At 69.4% G+C, this 16,781-nt stretch carries 15 protein-coding genes and 1 pseudogene; 7 read left to right on the top strand and 9 right to left on the bottom strand.

The window, feature by feature from the left end:
• The first annotated feature begins 31 nt into the window (after positions 1 to 31).
• Complete coding sequence (locus ACWGI2_RS32130; RefSeq protein WP_453699192.1) at positions 32 to 1,000, top strand: NAD(P)-dependent alcohol dehydrogenase; 969 nt, start codon at positions 32 to 34, stop codon at positions 998 to 1,000.
• A gap of 58 nt (positions 1,001 to 1,058) precedes the next feature.
• Here ACWGI2_RS32130 and ACWGI2_RS32125 read toward each other — a convergent pair whose 3' ends face one another.
• The 6 genes from ACWGI2_RS32125 to ku all read right to left on the bottom strand — a co-directional run bounded on the left by ACWGI2_RS32125 (position 1,059) and on the right by ku (position 7,815).
• Positions 1,059 to 2,624, bottom strand: coding sequence for an alkaline phosphatase D family protein (locus ACWGI2_RS32125; RefSeq protein WP_453699190.1), 1,566 nt, complete (start codon positions 2,622 to 2,624; stop codon positions 1,059 to 1,061).
• A complete protein-coding gene (locus tag ACWGI2_RS32120; protein WP_453699189.1) occupies positions 2,621 to 3,199 on the bottom strand; it encodes a phosphoesterase in 579 nt (192 codons plus the stop codon). Before ACWGI2_RS32120 ends, ACWGI2_RS32125 begins: the two co-directional genes overlap by 4 nt.
• 281 nt (positions 3,200 to 3,480) lie before the next feature.
• Entirely contained in the window at positions 3,481 to 3,642 is a 162-nt protein-coding gene (locus ACWGI2_RS32115) for a hypothetical protein (protein WP_453699188.1), read from the bottom strand.
• Complete coding sequence (locus ACWGI2_RS32110; RefSeq protein WP_453699187.1) at positions 3,639 to 6,173, bottom strand: ATP-dependent Clp protease ATP-binding subunit; 2,535 nt, start codon at positions 6,171 to 6,173, stop codon at positions 3,639 to 3,641. The genes ACWGI2_RS32115 and ACWGI2_RS32110 overlap by 4 nt, the downstream gene beginning before the upstream one ends.
• 77 nt (positions 6,174 to 6,250) lie before the next feature.
• Positions 6,251 to 6,643, bottom strand: a complete 393-nt coding sequence (locus ACWGI2_RS32105) for a DUF5709 domain-containing protein (RefSeq protein ID WP_453699185.1) — start codon at positions 6,641 to 6,643, stop codon at positions 6,251 to 6,253.
• 125 nt (positions 6,644 to 6,768) lie between these two features.
• Complete coding sequence (gene ku, locus ACWGI2_RS32100) at positions 6,769 to 7,815, bottom strand: non-homologous end joining protein Ku (protein ID WP_453699183.1); 1,047 nt, start codon at positions 7,813 to 7,815, stop codon at positions 6,769 to 6,771.
• Between the two features lie 77 nt (positions 7,816 to 7,892).
• Between ku and ACWGI2_RS32095 the strand changes: the two genes are divergently transcribed.
• From ACWGI2_RS32095 to ACWGI2_RS32075, 5 genes and pseudogenes are all read left to right on the top strand, one after another.
• Complete coding sequence (locus ACWGI2_RS32095; RefSeq protein ID WP_453699182.1) at positions 7,893 to 8,027, top strand: hypothetical protein; 135 nt, start codon at positions 7,893 to 7,895, stop codon at positions 8,025 to 8,027.
• A 52-nt stretch (positions 8,028 to 8,079) separates the two neighbouring features.
• Positions 8,080 to 8,333, top strand: a pseudogene (locus ACWGI2_RS32090) (hypothetical protein); the annotation flags it as partial.
• An 86-nt stretch (positions 8,334 to 8,419) separates the two neighbouring features.
• On the top strand, positions 8,420 to 10,228 hold the full coding sequence (locus ACWGI2_RS32085; protein WP_453699180.1) for a glycoside hydrolase family 15 protein: 1,809 nt from the start codon (positions 8,420 to 8,422) through the stop codon (positions 10,226 to 10,228).
• Between the two features lie 144 nt (positions 10,229 to 10,372).
• On the top strand, positions 10,373 to 11,353 hold the full coding sequence (locus tag ACWGI2_RS32080) for a TIGR03557 family F420-dependent LLM class oxidoreductase (RefSeq protein ID WP_453699452.1): 981 nt from the start codon (positions 10,373 to 10,375) through the stop codon (positions 11,351 to 11,353).
• A gap of 64 nt (positions 11,354 to 11,417) precedes the next feature.
• Entirely contained in the window at positions 11,418 to 12,533 is a 1,116-nt protein-coding gene (locus ACWGI2_RS32075; RefSeq protein ID WP_453699178.1) for an acetate/propionate family kinase, read from the top strand.
• Positions 12,534 to 12,635: 102 nt separating this feature from the next.
• Here ACWGI2_RS32075 and ACWGI2_RS32070 read toward each other — a convergent pair whose 3' ends face one another.
• Positions 12,636 to 13,007, bottom strand: a complete 372-nt coding sequence (locus ACWGI2_RS32070) for an STAS domain-containing protein (RefSeq protein ID WP_453699176.1) — start codon at positions 13,005 to 13,007, stop codon at positions 12,636 to 12,638.
• Positions 13,008 to 13,149: 142 nt separating this feature from the next.
• On the bottom strand, positions 13,150 to 15,021 hold the full coding sequence (locus ACWGI2_RS32065; protein WP_453699174.1) for a transketolase: 1,872 nt from the start codon (positions 15,019 to 15,021) through the stop codon (positions 13,150 to 13,152).
• Positions 15,022 to 15,321: 300 nt separating this feature from the next.
• Between ACWGI2_RS32065 and ACWGI2_RS32060 the strand changes: the two genes are divergently transcribed.
• On the top strand, positions 15,322 to 15,948 hold the full coding sequence (locus ACWGI2_RS32060; RefSeq protein WP_453401472.1) for an SH3 domain-containing protein: 627 nt from the start codon (positions 15,322 to 15,324) through the stop codon (positions 15,946 to 15,948).
• 93 nt (positions 15,949 to 16,041) lie between these two features.
• On the opposite strand, the gene ACWGI2_RS32055 is transcribed toward ACWGI2_RS32060, so the two are convergent.
• Complete coding sequence (locus tag ACWGI2_RS32055; RefSeq protein ID WP_453699173.1) at positions 16,042 to 16,734, bottom strand: GAF and ANTAR domain-containing protein; 693 nt, start codon at positions 16,732 to 16,734, stop codon at positions 16,042 to 16,044.
• Positions 16,735 to 16,781 lie beyond the last annotated feature (47 nt).

The following is a 16,781-nucleotide window of genomic DNA, read 5'->3' as shown; positions in this document are numbered from 1 at the left end:
GGGGGCAGCAGCATCCCCACCAGGAGGGCCCATGAAGGCCATTGCACAGGACGCCTACGGCACTGCCGACGGTCTGGAACTACGCGACATCGACCGTCCCGTTCCCCGGGACAATGAAGTGCTGGTCCAGGTGCGTGCCGCTGGGGTGGACCCGAGCATCCTGCACCTCATGACGGGCAAGCCCTACATCGCCCGCCTCGCCTTGGGACTGCGCAAGCCCAAGAACCCGGTTCGCGGCTGGGACCTCGCCGGAGTCGTCGAGACGGTCGGTGCGAAGGTGACGCGTTTCAAGCCGGGGCAGGAGGTCTTCGGAGTCGGCGACGGCTCGCTGGCCCAATACGCCTGCGCCAGGGCCGACAAGCTCGCGCCCAAGCCCGCCAACCTCACCTTCGAACAAGCCGCGGTTCTCCCGGTCTCCGGCGTCACCGCCTGCCAGGCCCTCAGCGGCAAGGCGCGCCCGAAACCAGGGCAGAAGGTCCTGGTCATCGGCGCCTCCGGCGGCGTCGGGACCTATGCCATCCAGCTCGCCGTGTCCTGCGAAGCCGGCGTCACCGCTGTCTGCGGCCCTGGCAAGGCGGACTTCGTGCGGTCCCTGGGCGCCACCGACGTCATCGACTACACCAGCGCGGAAATCACCGACGCCGAGCAGCTGTTCGACATCATCCTCGACGCCGCCGGCAACCGCCCGCTGTCCCTGCTGCGCCGGGCCCTGGCTCCCACAGGCGTCCTGGTGATGGTCGGAGGCGAAGGCGGCGGCGACTGGATGGGCGGCATGGGCCGTCAGCTTGGCGGCTACGCGCTCTCACCGTTCCTCGGGCAGACACTGCACAGCCTCGTAGCGAGGGTGCGCCACAAGGACCTGCTGGCCCTCAAGGATCTCGCTGAGACCGGCACCATCGCACCGGCCATCGACCGCACCTACCCGCTCGTTGAAGCCGTCGCCGCGATCAAACACCTGGAGACGGGCCGTCCCCGGGGCAAGATCGTCGTGACCATTTGAGCTGAAGGGCCGGTGCCCCGGGCTGCGGGGCACCGGCAGGTGGTGTGGCGTCAGGCTGTCAGTCCCTGCGGTACTGCGCGGGCGAGTCCTTGGTGTCCTTGTCCTCGTAGGAGCCGGCCTTGCCCCGGTCCACGTGGAACGTCGTCAGCGTGCTGACGGGCGAGTGCGGGTCGCGGCGGTCACCGATGACCCGCATGTGCGCACTGAACCGCTCCGGTGTCACCTCGTACACGTCGTAGCCGTACCGGTTGCCCTCGAAGTACTTCAGGTGTGGATTGGCCTTGCCCATCAGAGGACCGTTGGCCGCGTTCCAGTCCGCGGAGTACGCGCCGGAGGTCACCGAGTGCGCGGTGAACTCCGTTCCCACCAGAGGGGATTGCGGCTCGTCGAAATCGGTGCGGATGTCGTCGACGAACGCCGAGTGCCAGTCGCCGGTGATGACGACCAGGTCCTCCAGGCCGCTCTTGTGCACATGCCCGAGGACCTCCTTGCGCTCGGCGAGGAAGCCGTCCCACTGGTCGGTGAACATGTACGAGCCGCCAGGACGGCCCCTCAGCTGGCTCAGCATGATCGAGTTGGCCCACACGTGCCAGGCGTCGGGGGCGCGGTCCACGGTCTTCTTCAGCCACGCCTTCTGCTCGGCGCCCAGGATCGTGCCGTCGGGGAGGTTCTGCGCCGAGCGGTACGAGCGCAGGTCGAGGACGGCCAGCTCAAGGAGGTCGCCCCAGCGCCGCACCCGGTGGATCTCCGGGTCGGGCAGCGCCGAACCGCCGAAGGAGTCACGGTGCGGCATGTGCTCGAACCACGCCTGGTACGCGGCCGCCCTTCGCCGCATGAACGGGGCGCCGCCGCCGGTACCGCTGTAGTCGTTGACGACCTCGTGGTCGTCCCACGTCAGGAACCACGGGTGGGCGGCGTGCGCCTCACGCAGTGATTTGTCGCCCTTGTAGAGGGCATGCCGCTTCCGGTAGTCGGCGAGGGTGAGGATCTCCGGCCCGTCGTGATCGCGTACGTGCGCCTCGGGTACGCCGCCGACCTGGCCGTGCTCGTAGATGTAGTCGCCGAGATGGACGACGAAGTCGACGTTCTCGCGGGCTATGCCGCGGTGGGCGGCGTAGAAACCGTCGTGAAACGCCTGGCAGTTGGCGGCCGCGAAGGTGACCTTGGAGACGCGGCCGCCCGGCGCCGTCTTCGTACGGCCCACGCGGGATGTCTTGCCGAGCGCCTTGAACGCGTACCAGTAGTGGCGGCCGGGGGCGAGGCCGCTCACCGGCACGTGCACGCTGTGGCCGAGCGTCGCCGAAGCCGGGGCGGTGCCGCGGGCGACGACGTGGCGCAGTCGGGCGTCCTCGGCGACGACCCACTCGACCTCGACGACCTCGGGAAGTCTCTGCTCGGCGGCGAGGGGTTCGGGCGCGAGTCTGGTCCACAGCACCACGGAGTGCTGCTGCGGATCGCCGGAGGCGACGCCGAGCGTGAAGGGCGCGCGGTCGTACTCGGCCCCCAGATTCTCGGCGGCCTCGCGGGCCTGCGCCGGGGTGAGGCCCGGGGCGAGCGGCCAGGCGAGGCTGAGCGCGCCGGCGGCCGCGGCGGACTTGAGCAGGTCACGGCGGTTGACGGTCATCGGCGTTCTCCGGTGGCGCTGAGGGTGAGGGAAAGGGCGTCCGCGTAGCCGTCGTTGGAGGTGCCGCTGCCGCTGCGCGTGAAGACGAGCAGGACCCGCGCCGAGCGGGCGGTGGGCGGCACGGCGGCTTCGGCCGTGCGCTCCAGGAGCCCGGTCTTGCTCTGCCGGTCGGCCGCGCTGACGGGGCCGAGGACGCTGAGGGCGATCGGGGTGCCCTTGGCGTCGCGGAACTCCACGGACAGGCGCGCGCCGTCCTCCTGTCCGGCGAAGCCGCCGAGCCAGCCGGCCAGCGTGTAGCGGACGTTGCCCGCGTCGACGGCGCGGCGTCCGGTGGAACCGCTCCTGGGCAGGTCGATGTCCTGCATCAGCACGGTGCGTGGGCTGTTGCCGCCCGAGTAGAAGCGGCTGCCGCGGCGGGCGGGGCCGGGGTCCGACGCGGTCGGGTAGCCGCCGCCCAGACGGTAGTCGATGAGCGCCGGGGCTCCCTGGGTGACTTTCCAGCCGTGGACCTTCGAGACGGGGTCGGCGGTGCCGCCGACCCCGCTCTCCGCGTCGCCGTTGACGACGAGATTCACGCGCGCCTCCTGTGATCGGTGAGTTGAGCGCGGTCATCCCACCAGCCCCGCATGAATCAGGAGAAGCATTCCGGCGAATTCTGTTACCACCACCTGCTTGTGGCCGTGCGCCGTGGTGGCGAGTCCCACCGCTCTGGCGTCCGGAGTGTGGTGTGCGTAGATCCGTGTCGGCCCGGCCCTCCCCGGTTGACGGGACCGAGAAGAAAGCCTGCGGACGGAGTACCGTCCACAGGCTTTCGGTGTGAGCTGCGTGTTGTCGCGTTGCGTCAGTTCTGGACTGCCTAGTAGGGCTTTCTTCTGCCGCGTCGGTTCTGCGCTTCGGCGTGACCACGTTGTTTTTCGTGTTCGCCTTCGGTGCGCAGGCGCTCATTGCGTAGCGCGATGCCGTCGGTCTCCTTCTTCCGCCCCAAAAGCTCCGTGAGCTTTGCCTTCAGCCAAGTCATCCTGCTTCACCTCTCGCGTCCTGGGCCGGGCGGATGGTCAGCGCGTCGTCATCGACGTCCACCAGGACCCGGCTGCCGGCGGGCAGTTGCCCGTCCAGGAGCAGTCGCGAGAGGCGGTTGTCCACCTCGCGCTGGATGGTGCGGCGCAGCGGACGGGCGCCGTACTCGGGCTGGTGACCGCGCTGTGCGAGCCAGTCCACCGCCGCGGGGGAGAAGTCGATGGTGATGTCCTGGGCGCGCAGCCGGCGCCGGGTCTCCTCCAGGAGCAGATCGGTGACCTGTCGCAACTGCTCCCCGCTGAGCCGCCGGAAGATGACGACCTCGTCGATGCGATTGAGGAACTCCGGCCTGAAATGCTCGCGCAGCGGCCGCATCACCTGCTCGCGCCGGGCCTCCTCGTCGGAGTCGGAGCCGTCCGCCCGGAAGCCGAGTGCCGCGCCTCGCCCGGTGATCGCCTCGGAGCCCAGGTTGCTGGTCATCACGATGACCGTGTTGGTGAAGTTCACCGTGCGGCCCTGGGCGTCGGTCAGCCGCCCGTCGTCCAGTACCTGCAGAAGGATGTTGAAGACGTCGGGGTGGGCCTTTTCCACCTCGTCGAGCAGCAGCAGCGAGTACGGGTGGCGTCGTACGGCCTCGGTGAGCTGGCCCGCCTCCTCGTGGCCCACGTAACCGGGAGGCGCTCCGACGAGGCGGCTGACCGTGTGCCGTTCCTGGAACTCGCTCATGTCGAGCCGGACCATTCGCTCCTCGCTGCCGAACAGTGCCTCGGCCAGGGCCCGTGCGAGCTCCGTCTTGCCCACCCCGGTGGGGCCGAGGAAGAGGAAGCTGCCGATGGGCCGGTCGGGGCTCGACAGACCGGAGCGTGAGCGGAGGACCGCCTCGGCCACGGCGCTGACGGCCTCGTCCTGTCCGACGACGCGCTCGTGCAGATGCTGTTCCAGGCCGAGCAGGCGTTCCTTCTCCTCCTGGGTCAGGGTGCTGACGGGGATGCCCGTCTGGCGGGACACCACCCCGGCGATGTCGTCGGGGGTCACCTCGACAATCTGGCCGTCGCCCGGTTCGCGGGTCTGCCCCGCCTCGATCTTGCGGGCCAACTCGCTGATGCGGTCCCGCAGTTCGGTGGCACGTTCGTAGTTCTCCGCCGCTACCGCCTGGTCCTTGTCGCGGACCGCCTGCTCCATCTCGCGTTCCAGCGCGCGTACGTCCGTGCCCTTCGTGCGGGAGCGCAGACGCACCCGCGCTCCGGCCTGGTCCATGAGGTCGATGGCCTTGTCCGGCAGGAATCGCTCGGTCAGGTAGCGGTCGGACAGTTCCACGGCGGCGAGGAGGGCCTGGTCGGAGTAGCGCACCTGGTGGTGCGCCTCGTAGCGGTCGCGAAGCCCGCGCAGGATCTCCACCGCGTCCGCGGCGGTCGGCTCCGAGACGAGGATCGGCTGGAAGCGGCGGGCGAGGGCGGCGTCCTTCTCGATGTACCGCCGGTACTCCTCCAGGGTGGTCGCGCCGATCACGTGCAGTTCGCCCCGGGCCAGCGCGGGTTTGAGCATGTTGCCCGCGTCCATGGATCCGCCTTCGGAACCGCCGCCGCCGGCTCCGACCACCGTGTGCAGTTCGTCGATGAAGACGATCACCTCGTCGGAGTGCGCGCGTACTTCGTTGATGATGCCGTTCAGCCGCTCCTCGAAGTCGCCGCGGTAGCGCGTGCCGGCCACGACGCCCGCCAGGTCGAGGGCGATGACACGGCGGTCGGCGAGGGTCTCCGGTACGTCACCGTCCGCGATCCGCTGGGCAAGGCCTTCCACCACGGCGGTCTTGCCCACGCCCGCGTCGCCGATGAGCACCGGATTGTTCTTGCCGCGGCGCGAGAGCACCTCGATGGTCTGCTCGATCTCTTCCTCGCGGCCGATGACCGGGTCCACTCGGCCCTCCCCGGCCAGTGCGGTCAGGTCCCGCCCGTACTGGTCAAGGGTGGGCGTGGCGCCGCCTGAACCCTGTTGCCGCGGCTCGGCGGTGCCCGGCTGCCCCTGCGGGGTCTGTGGCGTGGAGCCGGGGTCGAAGCGCGCCGCGTTGAGGATGTGTCCGGCGGCGCTGTCGGGATTGGCGGCGAGCGCCATGACGATGTGCTCGGGGCCGATGTAGCCGGCCCCGACGGCTCGCGCCACGTCATGTGCGTCGAGCAGTGCCCGCTTGACGGCGGGCGTGAGCGCCACCGCCTGCGGGGCCGTGACGCCCCCGGTCTCGCCGGCGTGCCGGTCGATCTCGTCGGCGATGGTCTCGGGGTCGGCTCCCGAGCGTTCGATCAGGCCGCGCGTCGGTTCGAGGGTGAGGGCTGCCCGCAGCAGGTGTTCGGTGTCGAGGTTGCTCTGGCCATGGTCGGCGGCGTACGAGGCTGCCGTGGTCACCAGCTGTCGGGCGGGCCCGCTCATGAGCCTGCCGATGTCGATCTGCCGTCGGCCGTTGCCGAAGAAGCGTGCGAAGAGCTCTCCGAAGGGATCCTGTCCAAATCCCTCGGGGCCCGGGAAACCGCTGCTCATGCTCGTCCATTCCGACGCCCCGGCCGGCCGGGACGCGCTCGTGCGTCGTCGTGTGGAGTGCCTGTTGCCGGACACCGTCAGTCCGGGTCGCCCCGGGCCGGTGGGAGGTCCTCGTCGGGCACGACGTGGACCGCCGCTTCCTCGGCACCGGCAGCGCCGCCGTCTATGCCCTCGTCCGTGGCAACGGTCTGCGCGGCGGTGTCGGCGTGAGCGCCTTCGTCGGGGGCCGCGTCGGGCATCTCCTGTCGGAGCCGCTCGTCGAGCGTCTCGCCCTCGTGCTGTTCCGTAGCGGTGGTGCCAGTTCTGGTGACGCCCAGCGGCTTCTCGGGCGGCGAGTAGCCTTCGTCGAGCATGTCGTCGTACGTACGCTCGTCCACCGCGTTGTCGAGGTCCAGCGGCGCCGCGTCCTCCTGCTCCTCGTTGTCACCGGTGGGCTGGTAGGCGTCGTCCGCCCTGTTCTGGTCGCTCATGACCACCTCGCGCTTCGGGGGGTGCGGAATGTCGCGCTTCGCCCTCTGATCGTCGCGCGTCGGTGCTCGAAGTGCCCGCGAAGCACAGCGCCAAACGCGCGGGTCTCAGGTGGCCGGTCGGGCTATCAGGACGTGGCCTTGTGCTGCCGCGTGCCGCGAAGAGACGCGAGAAGTTCCTCTCGGCTCATGGAGGAGCGGCCTTGGACCGAGGCGTCCGCGGCCCGCTGGTAGAGCTCGTCCTTGGTCAGTTCGTCGAGCGAGGCAGGCTTGTGGCTCGCTTTTCGCTTTCCGCCACCTGAGGTCCGGCGCTTGGCGGCGGCGTCGCGAATCTGACTCGGAGGCGAAGCCTTGTTGTCGGCGTTGTCGGCGCGCTTCTTGCTGCCGCCTTTCGTGGGCTTCTTCGCCCGGTCGACGCTCGCCTTCAAAGCGTCCATGAGGTCGATGACGTTGGTGGACTCCGCGGGCGGCTCCGCCTTCTCGACCGCCTCGCCCTTGCGCTTGGCCTCGATGAGGGCGGCCACCTGTTCCTGGTAGGTGTCGTGGAAGTCGTCGGGGTTCCAGTCGATGCGGAGCGTGTCCACGAGCTGGCGTGCCATCTTCAGCTCGCGGTCGGCGATCTTCGTCTTCCCGGGCAGATTGTCGATCTCTTCGCGGGAGTCACGGATCTCGTCGGACCAGTGGAGGGTGTGCAGCGTCAGGAGGCCACCCTCGGCCTTCACCGCGACCAGATACTGGTGATTGCGCATCACGAAGGTGGCGATCCCGGCGCTGTCCGCCTCGGCGAGCGCCTTTTCGAGCAGGGCGTAGACCTTGGTGTACTCCTTGCCCTTGGGGCCGAGGTAGTACGTCTTGTCGAAGAAGACCGGCTCGATCTCCTCCAGGTCCACGAAGCCGGTGATCTCCAGAGCTTTGGAGCGCCCCGGCGCGATGTCGTCCAGTTCGTCCGGCTCGATCAGCACGTACTCGTCACCGGCGTCGAAGGCCTTGACGATGTCGTCGAGAGGGACTTCCTCGCCGGTGCGTTCGTTCACCCGTTTGTTGCGCACCCGGTCGGAGGTGCCGCGCTGCAACTGGTGGAAGCGGATGGTGTGGCTGTCCGTGGCGGTGAACATCTGGACGGGCAGGGACACGAGACCAAAGGTCAACGTTCCGCTCCACACTGGACGTGCCATGTCGTGACGCCCCTTTCTGCCTCTCCCATGGCACCCCGGTGGAGGGCTCGTCGCATCCGGGGAGGAGCCGCTGCCGCATGTTTCTTCGGGCGCCCGCGCGGATACCCGGCGTGCGCACAGGGGCTGAGCGGCCGCGCGCCGGTGCCGCTGCCCAGCGGGGCGCGGGTGTGCTCGCCGAGTTCCGGTTGTCGGACCACGCGGCAAGGGAGTGAATGAATTCATGAAAACGTCGCCAGGTCCCGGCGCCGACGCGGGAGGCACAGGGTGAAGGATGCGTCCCTGGATGCCGCCGGTCTGGAGCGAGCGCTGCGGGAGCGGGTCGACGGCGAGGTGCGCTTCGACGCGGGGAGCCGTGGCGCGTATGTCACGGACGGTTCCAACTACCGGCAGGTGCCGATCGGGGTAGTGGTACCCGTTCGGTCGATGCCGGTGCCATCGCCGTCTGCGCCCGCTTCGGCGCTGCGGTCCTGTCCCGGGGCGGCACCAGCCTGGGCGGCCAGAGCGGTTCCACGACCATGTGCGCATCGAGCCTGACAGCCCCCAACTCGGGCCAGGACTTCGACCAACTCAGGCTCAGGACTCCGACCGGAGAGGACGCCACGTGATGTTCACGCCGGACACCGGCGACGCCGGCCCCGTTTTCGCTCCGCACGTGCTGCGGGAGTACGCGCTGCTGGCCGACGGCGAACGGGGCGCTCTGATCGGCCCGCACGGGGACATCGCGTGGATGTGCGCGCCCCGGTGGGACTCCGACGCCGTGTTCTCGGCGCTCGTGGGAGGCAGCGGCAGCTACGCCGTCACGCCGATCGACCCGCGGCACGTGTGGGGCGGCTTCTACGAGACGGGCAGCCTGATCTGGCACAGCCGCTTCATCACCGGCGAAGGGCCCGTCGAATGCCGGGAGGCTCTCGCCTTCCCCGGCGAGAGCGACCGCGCGGTGCTGCTGCGCCGCATCATGGCGACGGACTGCCCCGCACGGGTACGGATTGTGCTCGAGCCCCGCGGCGCGTTCGGCGGCGACAGCAGCCACGACGTCCGACAGCACCATGATCTGTGGAGCGGAAAGACCGGCCCGCTGAACTGGCGCTGGAGCGGTGCTGCGGAGGCGCGGGCGACTCACACCCCGGACGGCGGCGGCGAAATGCTCACCCTCGAACTGACCGTGCCTCCGGGCCGACACCACGACCTCGTCCTGGAGCTGTCGCCCAACGCGCTGCCCGACGAACCGGTGCAGCCCGACGCGGCATGGGCTGCCACCGAGGCCTCCTGGGCGCGGGACTGTTCCAAGCCCCCCGAGACGATCGCGACACGAGATGCCCACCATGCCCTCGCCGTCCTGCGCGGCCTGACCAGCAGGAGCGGCGGCATGGTCGCCGCCGCCACGATGTGCCTGCCCGAACGCGCGGGCGCGGGCCGCAACTACGACTACCGCTATGCGTGGATCCGCGACCAGTGCTACGCGGGCATCGCAGCCGCCGGCGTCGGTGCCCCCGGCCTTGTCGACTCAGCGGTCGGCTTCGTCTCGGCCAGACTTCTCCAGGACGGACCGGAGCTCAAACCCGCCTACACCGTCACCGGCCGTGCGGTGCCCTCCGAGCAGACTCTGGACCTGCCCGGCTACCCCGGAGGAACCGACAAGATCGGCAACTGGGTCAACCAGCAGTTCCAACTCGACACGTACGGCGAGGCCCTGCAACTGCTCGCCACCGCGGGCCATTCAGGCCGCCTGGATCCCGACGGCCGGCGCGCCGTGCAGATTGCCGTCGCCGCGGTCGAACAGCTGTGGAACCGGCCTGACGCCGGCATCTGGGAGATCGACGACCGGCACTGGACTCACTCCAAGCTGAGCTGTGTGGCCGGCCTGCGCGCGGTCGCCGCCCTCCCCGGCGCCGGCAGGGAAGTCGGTCGCCTCACGTCACTCGCCGACACGATCCTCGCCGACACGTCACGTACCAGCCTGCACCCCGACGGCCACTGGAAGCGGGCGCCGGACATGCCGGGTGTCGACGCGTCGCTTCTGATGCCGCCCGTCCGCGGCGCATTGCCGGGCGACGATCCCCGTACCCGTGCCACCTTGCGCGCCGTACGGCGGGAACTGGCCCGTGACGAGTACGTCTACCGCTTCCGCCATGACGACGGGCCGCTGGCCGAGGCCGAGGGCGCGTTCCTGCTGTGCGGTTTCCTGATGGCGCTGGCCGAGCACCAGCAAGGCAACTCGGCGCGTGCTCTGCGCTTCTTCGAACGCAATCGGGCGGCCTGCGGCCCGCCCGGTCTGTTCGCCGAGGAATACGACATCATCCAGCGCCAGCTGCGCGGCAACCTCCCGCAGGCCTTCGTGCACGCTCTGCTCCTGGAGTGCGCCGCGCGTCTCAGCGAGGACCCGCCGCCACCGGCACAGCGCGAGCGAGGGTAGCCCGAGGACCAGAAGGCAGGCGCCGCCCAGGATTTGCCCCCACCCCGTCGGCGGTATCAACGCATGCGCGCGTTATGTCCAAATGTCGGTGGGTACCGGAAGTGGGACGAAAACAGCGCTGACATGCGAGGAGACGAGAAGCACATGAAGATCGGCTACAAGCTGGCCGCCGAGGCGTTCGGCCCGTCGGAACTGGTGCGGCAGGCGGTTCTCGCAGAGCAGGCGGGGTTCGACTTCGTAGAGATCAGCGACCACTACCATCCCTGGCTCGACGTTCAGGGGCATTCACCGTTCGCCTGGACGGTCCTCGGCAGCATCGCGGCCAAGACCGAACGGATCGAGCTGGCGACCGGCGTGACGTGCCCGACGGTGCGCTACCACCCGGCGATCATCGCCCAGGCCGCCGCCACTCTCGCCCTGCTGTCGGAGGGGCGTTTCGTGCTCGGCCTGGGCTCGGGCGAACGGCTCAACGAGCACGTGACCGGTGTCGGTTTTCCGGACGCCGTCTCCACTCGGCACGAGATGCTCAAGGAGGCCCTGGAAATCATCCGGCTGCTGTGGAGCGGCGGATACCGCTCCTACGAGGGAAAGCACCTGCGGCTGGAGGACGCCCGGGTCTTCGACCTCCCCAATGAGCTGCCGCTGATCGCGGTCGCCGCCAGCGGCAAGCCGTCGACGCGGCTCGCCGCGGAGTTGGGTGACGGCCTGTTCGCCACGGAGGACAAGCCGGAGATCGTCCAGGGGTATCGGGACGCCGGCGGTGACGGTCCGCGGTACGCGGAGGTGCCGATGGCGTGGGCGCCCGATGCGCACACCGGAGCGAAGGCCGCCCTGGAGACGTCGCGTTGGGCCCTGACCGGCTGGAAGGTCATGAGCGAGCTGCCCAATCCGGTCAACTTCGACGCCGCGACCTCGACCGTGCGCGAGGAGGACATCCTGCAGAAGTTCGCCTGTGGGACGGATCCCGCACGGTACGTCGAGGTGGCGCAGAAGTTCGTGGACGCGGGCTTCGACAGGCTGGTCATGCAGAACGCCGGACCCGACCCCGACGGTTTCATCGATTTCTACCAGCGAGAACTCGACGCGCGCATGCGGCAGCTCCGGCCGAGCCACAGCCCGGGCTGACATCGGCCCCCGGGACCTACTGCTTCTCGCCGCGTGCTGCCGGAGACCGCGGGAAAGGATCAATGTGTGCGCACAGAGCAACAGCCCGGTCCTGGTGGCCGATGCGGGCTCGTCGAGCCTGCGCTTGACCGTGTTCGGTGCGGACGGCAAGGTGCTCGCTGAACACCACAGTGACTCTCCGCCCGGCGACGACGCTTCGGGCGCGTTGAGGGAGCTGTTGGACGCAGCGCCCGCCCCCACGGCCGTCGGACATCGCATCGTCCACGGTGGACCGGAACTGTGCGGCCACACCGTGGTCGACGCCGAGGTCCGCGCCGTCCTGGAGCAGGTGGCCGATCTCGCGCCGTTGCACGTCCCGCCCGCCCTCACGGTTCTGGACGCGGCCCGGGAGCTGTTGCCCGACGTCCCGCACGTCGCCTGCTTCGACACCGTCTTCCACAGCGGTCTGCCCGCTGCCGCGCGGGAATACGCGGTGCCCGCCACCTGGCGCGAGGACTACGGGCTGCGCCGCTACGGCTTCCACGGGCTTTCCTATGCCTGGGCGCTGGGTCAGGCTGCCGGTCTTCTGGGCCGTAGGCCCGAGCAGCTTCACCTGGTGATCGCTCACCTCGGCGGGGGCTGCTCCGCATGCGCGGTGCGCGATGGGCGCAGCGTCGACACGACGATGGGGTTCACCCCGCTGGAGGGGCTGGTGATGAGCCGTCGCAGTGGCAGCGTCGACCCCGGCGCCCTGACATGGCTGCAGACCCGGCACCACCTGCCCGCGCAGGACGTGGAGAACGCGCTGAACCACGAGTCCGGGCTGCTCGCCCTTTCCGGCACATCGGACGACACGCGAGACCTGGTACGCAGCCGAGCGGCGGGGGATGAGCGTGCCGCGCTCGCCCTGGACGTCTTCACTCATCACTGCCGTCGTGGCATCGCCGAAATGACCGCGTCCCTGGACCGGCTCGATGCCCTGGTCTTCACCGGGGAAATCGGCGAGGACCAGCCCGAGGTGCGTGAGGAGGTGTGCGCCCGGCTCGCCACGCTCGGCCTCAAGGGTGATCTGCGGGCGCTGGTCGCCGAACGCCCCGAGATCGTCAGCAAATCCGGGGTGCGGGTCCCGGTCATCGTCGTACCCACCGGAGAGGCTCAACAGGTCGACAGAGAGACCCGATCCCTGTTGGCCCGCCGCTGAGACGGAGCCGCCCTCACCCGCCGTGCGAAGAAGTACCTACTCGCCGCCCCGGCAGCCGTCGTACTCGACCTCGACTGGGACGACGTACGGCGTGGTCTGTGATCAGCCTGCGGTATCGGCCTGTGACAGCTGATGAAGCGCTTCGTCCCTGCCCGGTTCCTGAGTGAAGAGGTGTGCGGTTCCGGTGGCTTCCAACAGTTGCCGCACGGCAGGGTGCAGCGCGGCCAGGATCAGGTCCCCGCTCCGTTCGTGCAGTGTGGTGCGCAGGGCGAGGAGATGGTCGAGGCCGTGCGAGTCGCACGAGGCCAGGCGCCCGCAGTCCAGGATGACGTTGCGGTGACCGCTGCTCACGGCCGCGGTGACCGCGTCGCTGAGAACTTGCGCCGTAGCCACGTCGAGTTCGCCGCTCACGGCCAGCACCGCCGCGTCTCCGCGGCGGTGTGCGATCTGCCGCACCTGAAACTGTGCCGTCACATCCCCTCCCGCTCGGAGGGACCCCTCCGAAGTCGTCGACTGGCCAAGGAAAGCTACCACGGCCGCGATAGATATAAGCATTGTGGCCTGGTAGCTTTCCTGGTGCTGCCAGTGGCGGAACGGTGGGCGTTCCGCTTCTCCCTTACCGCTGGAGGAGCGTGCGAGCTGCCTGGGCGATGTGAGTGCGGGAGATGCCTGCCGCGTCGAGGAGTTCGGCGGTGGTGCCGGACCCTGGCAGGTTGGTGACGGCGAGGTGAGCGAAGGCGGGGCGGGCGGGGGTGGAGGCGAGGGCCGAGAGGACGGCTTCCCCGAGGCCGCCTTCGGGGTGATGGTCCTCGGCGACGACGAAGGCGCCGGTGTCCCGCGCGGCGTCTGCGAGGGTAGCGGCATCGATGGGCTTGACGGAGTACGCGTCAATGACGCGGGCCCGCACGCCCGCGGCGGCGAGGTCATCAGCGGCGGCGAGGCATTCGTGGAGGGTGACGCCCGCTCCGATGAGGGTGACTTGATCGTCATCGCCGCGGCGCAGGGTCTTCGAGCCCCCTACGGGAAAGCTCTCGTCGCCGGCGTACAGGACGGGGTAGGCGCCACGAGTGGTACGCAGATAGGAGATGCCGTCGAGATCTGCCATGGCCGCGGTCAGTGCCGTGGCGGAGGTGGCGTCGCTGGGGTACAGGACGGTGGACCCGCGCACGGCGCGCATCATGGCGAGGTCTTCGACGCCCATCTGGGAGGGGCCGTCGGCGCCGATCTCCACTCCGCAGTGAGTTCCGCACAGAGCCATGGTGATCTCTGAAACGGCGGCCATGCGGATGAAGTCGTGCGCACGCGTCAGGAACGCGGCGAAGGTGGTCGCGTAGGGGCGATATCCGCAGACCGCCATGCCCACGGCATCGGCGATCATCTGCTGCTCGGCGATAAAGGTCTGGAAGTAGCGCTCGGGGTGTGCCTTCTTGAAGTCCTCGACGTGCGTGGAGTTGCCGACCTCAGCGTCCAGGGCGACGACATCGGGATGGGCTCCAAGGGCGGCCAGCGCCTTGCCGAATGCGACACGGGTGGCCACCTCCTCGCCCACTTCGAAGCGGGGCAGCTCCACGGCGGCCGCTGCCGGAGCGGGAACGGGGGCGGCGTCAGGGGGCTGCGGGCCGCGTACCCGCAGATCACGGATCCCGCCCAGCTCCGCAATGGCGCGGTCGGCCAGATCCTCGGGCAGGGGCTTGCCGTGCCACCCTTCCTTGTCGGCGACTTCGCTCACGCCTTGGCCCTTGACGGTTTTGGCGACGATGACGGTGGGGGCCTGGCCGTCGGCGGCGGTGGTCAGGGCTCGGTCGATCGCGTCGAGGTCGTGGCCGTCGATGACCAGGGCGCGGCAGCCGAAGGCCTCGGCGCGGCGGGCGTAGGTGTCGGTGTCCCACTCGAGCTCGGTGGGGCCGCTCTGCCCCAGCCGATTGACGTCGATGACGGCGGTGAAGTTGGCGAGCTGATGATGCCCGGCCTTGTCCAGGGCTTCCCACACGGAGCCTTCGGCCATCTCACTGTCCCCGCACAACACCCAGACCCGGTAGGGCTGCTTTGCCAGGTCCCGTCCGGCCAACGCGATGCCGACGCCGTATCCGATGCCCTGGCCCAGCGAACCGGTGGCCACATCCACCCACGGCAGTTCCGGAGTGGGGTGTCCCTGCAAACGGTGCCCGAATCGGCGGTAGGTGGACATCAGCTCCTTGTCGCTGACGACGCCGGCTGCTTTGAACATGGCGTACAGCAGGGGCGAGGCATGCCCCTTGGAGAAGACCAGGTGGTCGCCGGCCCGGTGGCCCGGGCTCTGCCAGTCGTAGCGAAGGTGGCGCGTCATCAGTACGGCCATCAGATCGGCGGCGGAGAGGCTCGATGTGGGATGCCCGGAGCCGGCCGAAGTGCTGGCACGCACCGAGTCCACTCGCAGTTGCTGCGCGAGTTCGAAGACCTGGGACAGGTCGCTTTCGGCGTCGAGCGTGCTTTTCTGGTCGGTGCTCATGACGGGGCCTTTCCGGGGACGAGGCGGCGTATTAGTGGTTCCCGTTCCGGTTGCCGGGTCACGGCAGGACTGAACTTTGCCCTCATTCGGCGGGCCGCCCTGAGAGCAGGACCGCGTACGGCGTCGGCCTCGGCCTCTGTTCAGGAGCCCTGTCGGTTGCTCACATGCTCCTGCATTTCGGTGAAGGACCGCGCGTCGTGGGACGGGTAATTCAATCTGTCCGGTGCTGGGCCTACGTTTCCTCCGCAGTGCGGAGTTCCGGGCTTCGCTCGGGGCCCGACCGCCTCAAAGGAGAAGGAAATGATGGTTCGCAAGGCGATGAGCGGTTGCACGGCGGTAGTTCTCGTCTCCGCGGCGATGACCGGACTCGCTCATGCAGATGCTCCCACCGCGCCGGACCCTGGTGCGGCGGCAGCACCGCGGGTCACGGTCACCCCGACGACGGCCAAGCAGAAGACGACGGTCACGGTGAAGGTCGTGGGCGCTCCGAAAACGTGCCGTTCGGTGCAGGCGCGTTCGAATGCCTTCGTCAAGGCAGTGGCGCTGGCGAAGAAGGGCAACCCGCCGGTGTATTCGGGCAAAGCAGGGGTGAAGGCGAATGCCGCCCCCGGTGCTCACCAGGTCGTGGTCGGGGGAGTCGGCTGCGGAAAGTGGACGGCCAAGGCCAACCTCACTCTCCTCGCACCGGCCCCGAAGCGGGTGAAGGGCAAGGTCATCTCAAAGACCGGTGTCAACGTACGCCAGAAGCCCACCTCCAACTCGCGCATCACCGGGGCCTATCGCAGCGGACAGACCATCGACCTGATCTGCCGTAAGGCCGGTCAGCCCGTCGCCGGCAACCGCACCTGGTACCGGGTCAAGACGCCTCAGGGATGGGTCACCGCTCGCTACGTGAAGGCCATCGGCGCGGTACCGCTCTGCAAGTGAACGAACTGTCTTGATCCGTTCCCCGCTCCGCCCTGTGACGACCGCGGCATGGGGCGGAGCGGAACGCCGTTGGAACGGTGGCGGGCCTTCGCTCTAGTCGAGGCGGTGGGTGTCGAGGACCTGTTCAGCCGTGTGCAGCAGGGGCTGGCTGTGGCTGAACGCGTGGGCGCGGAGGCGGGCCAGGGCGTCGTCGGGGGTGAGTCCGTGTTTGGCGGCGAGGACTCCGGCGGCCATGTGGACGGTGGGCGGGTAGCCCTGCGGTCCGCGCTGGGTGGGGCGGGCTTGGTTGGTGAGCAGGTGAGGGTGCTCCTCCAGGGCGAGCAGGCCCAGGATGCGGGCGTAGGCACTGGCCCGCTCCCTCCGCGCGGGGGTGAAGGGGGCGGGCTCGCAGCGGTAGAGGTCCATGGCACCGATGGCGAGGTTGCCGATGGCCAGGGGCAGGGCCAGGACGCTGCGGGCTCCCTGTTCGCTCGCCAGGGGCGCGTAGGCGGGCCAGCGGTCGGCCGCGTGGTGCAGGTCCACGGCGTCGACCGTCGCGCCTTGGGTGAAGGCGTCGGTGCAGGGTCCCTCGCCGGTGACCAGCTGGGCGTCTTCCACGACGCGGGCGCGCTCGTCGGTGGCAGTGGCCAGCAGGCGCAGTTCTCCGGCGACGACGAGCGTGGCTCCGGCGAAGTCTGCGTCCACATCCTCGGCGCAGGCCCGGCAGGCGATGGTGAGCGTGACGCCGCCGGTGTGAGCCGCGGTGCTGATGCGTTGCCAGGCTGCGGCGTGGTGGTCGTGGTTCACGAGGTGTCCCTGTGACGGGGTGGCGGGAGGGACACGTCCTTCCGCCG

Source organism: Streptomyces sp. NPDC054866 (genome assembly GCF_053610745.1).
The sequence above is the reverse complement of the archived record's forward strand: the minus strand, read 5'-3'. Positions and strand labels throughout refer to the sequence as shown.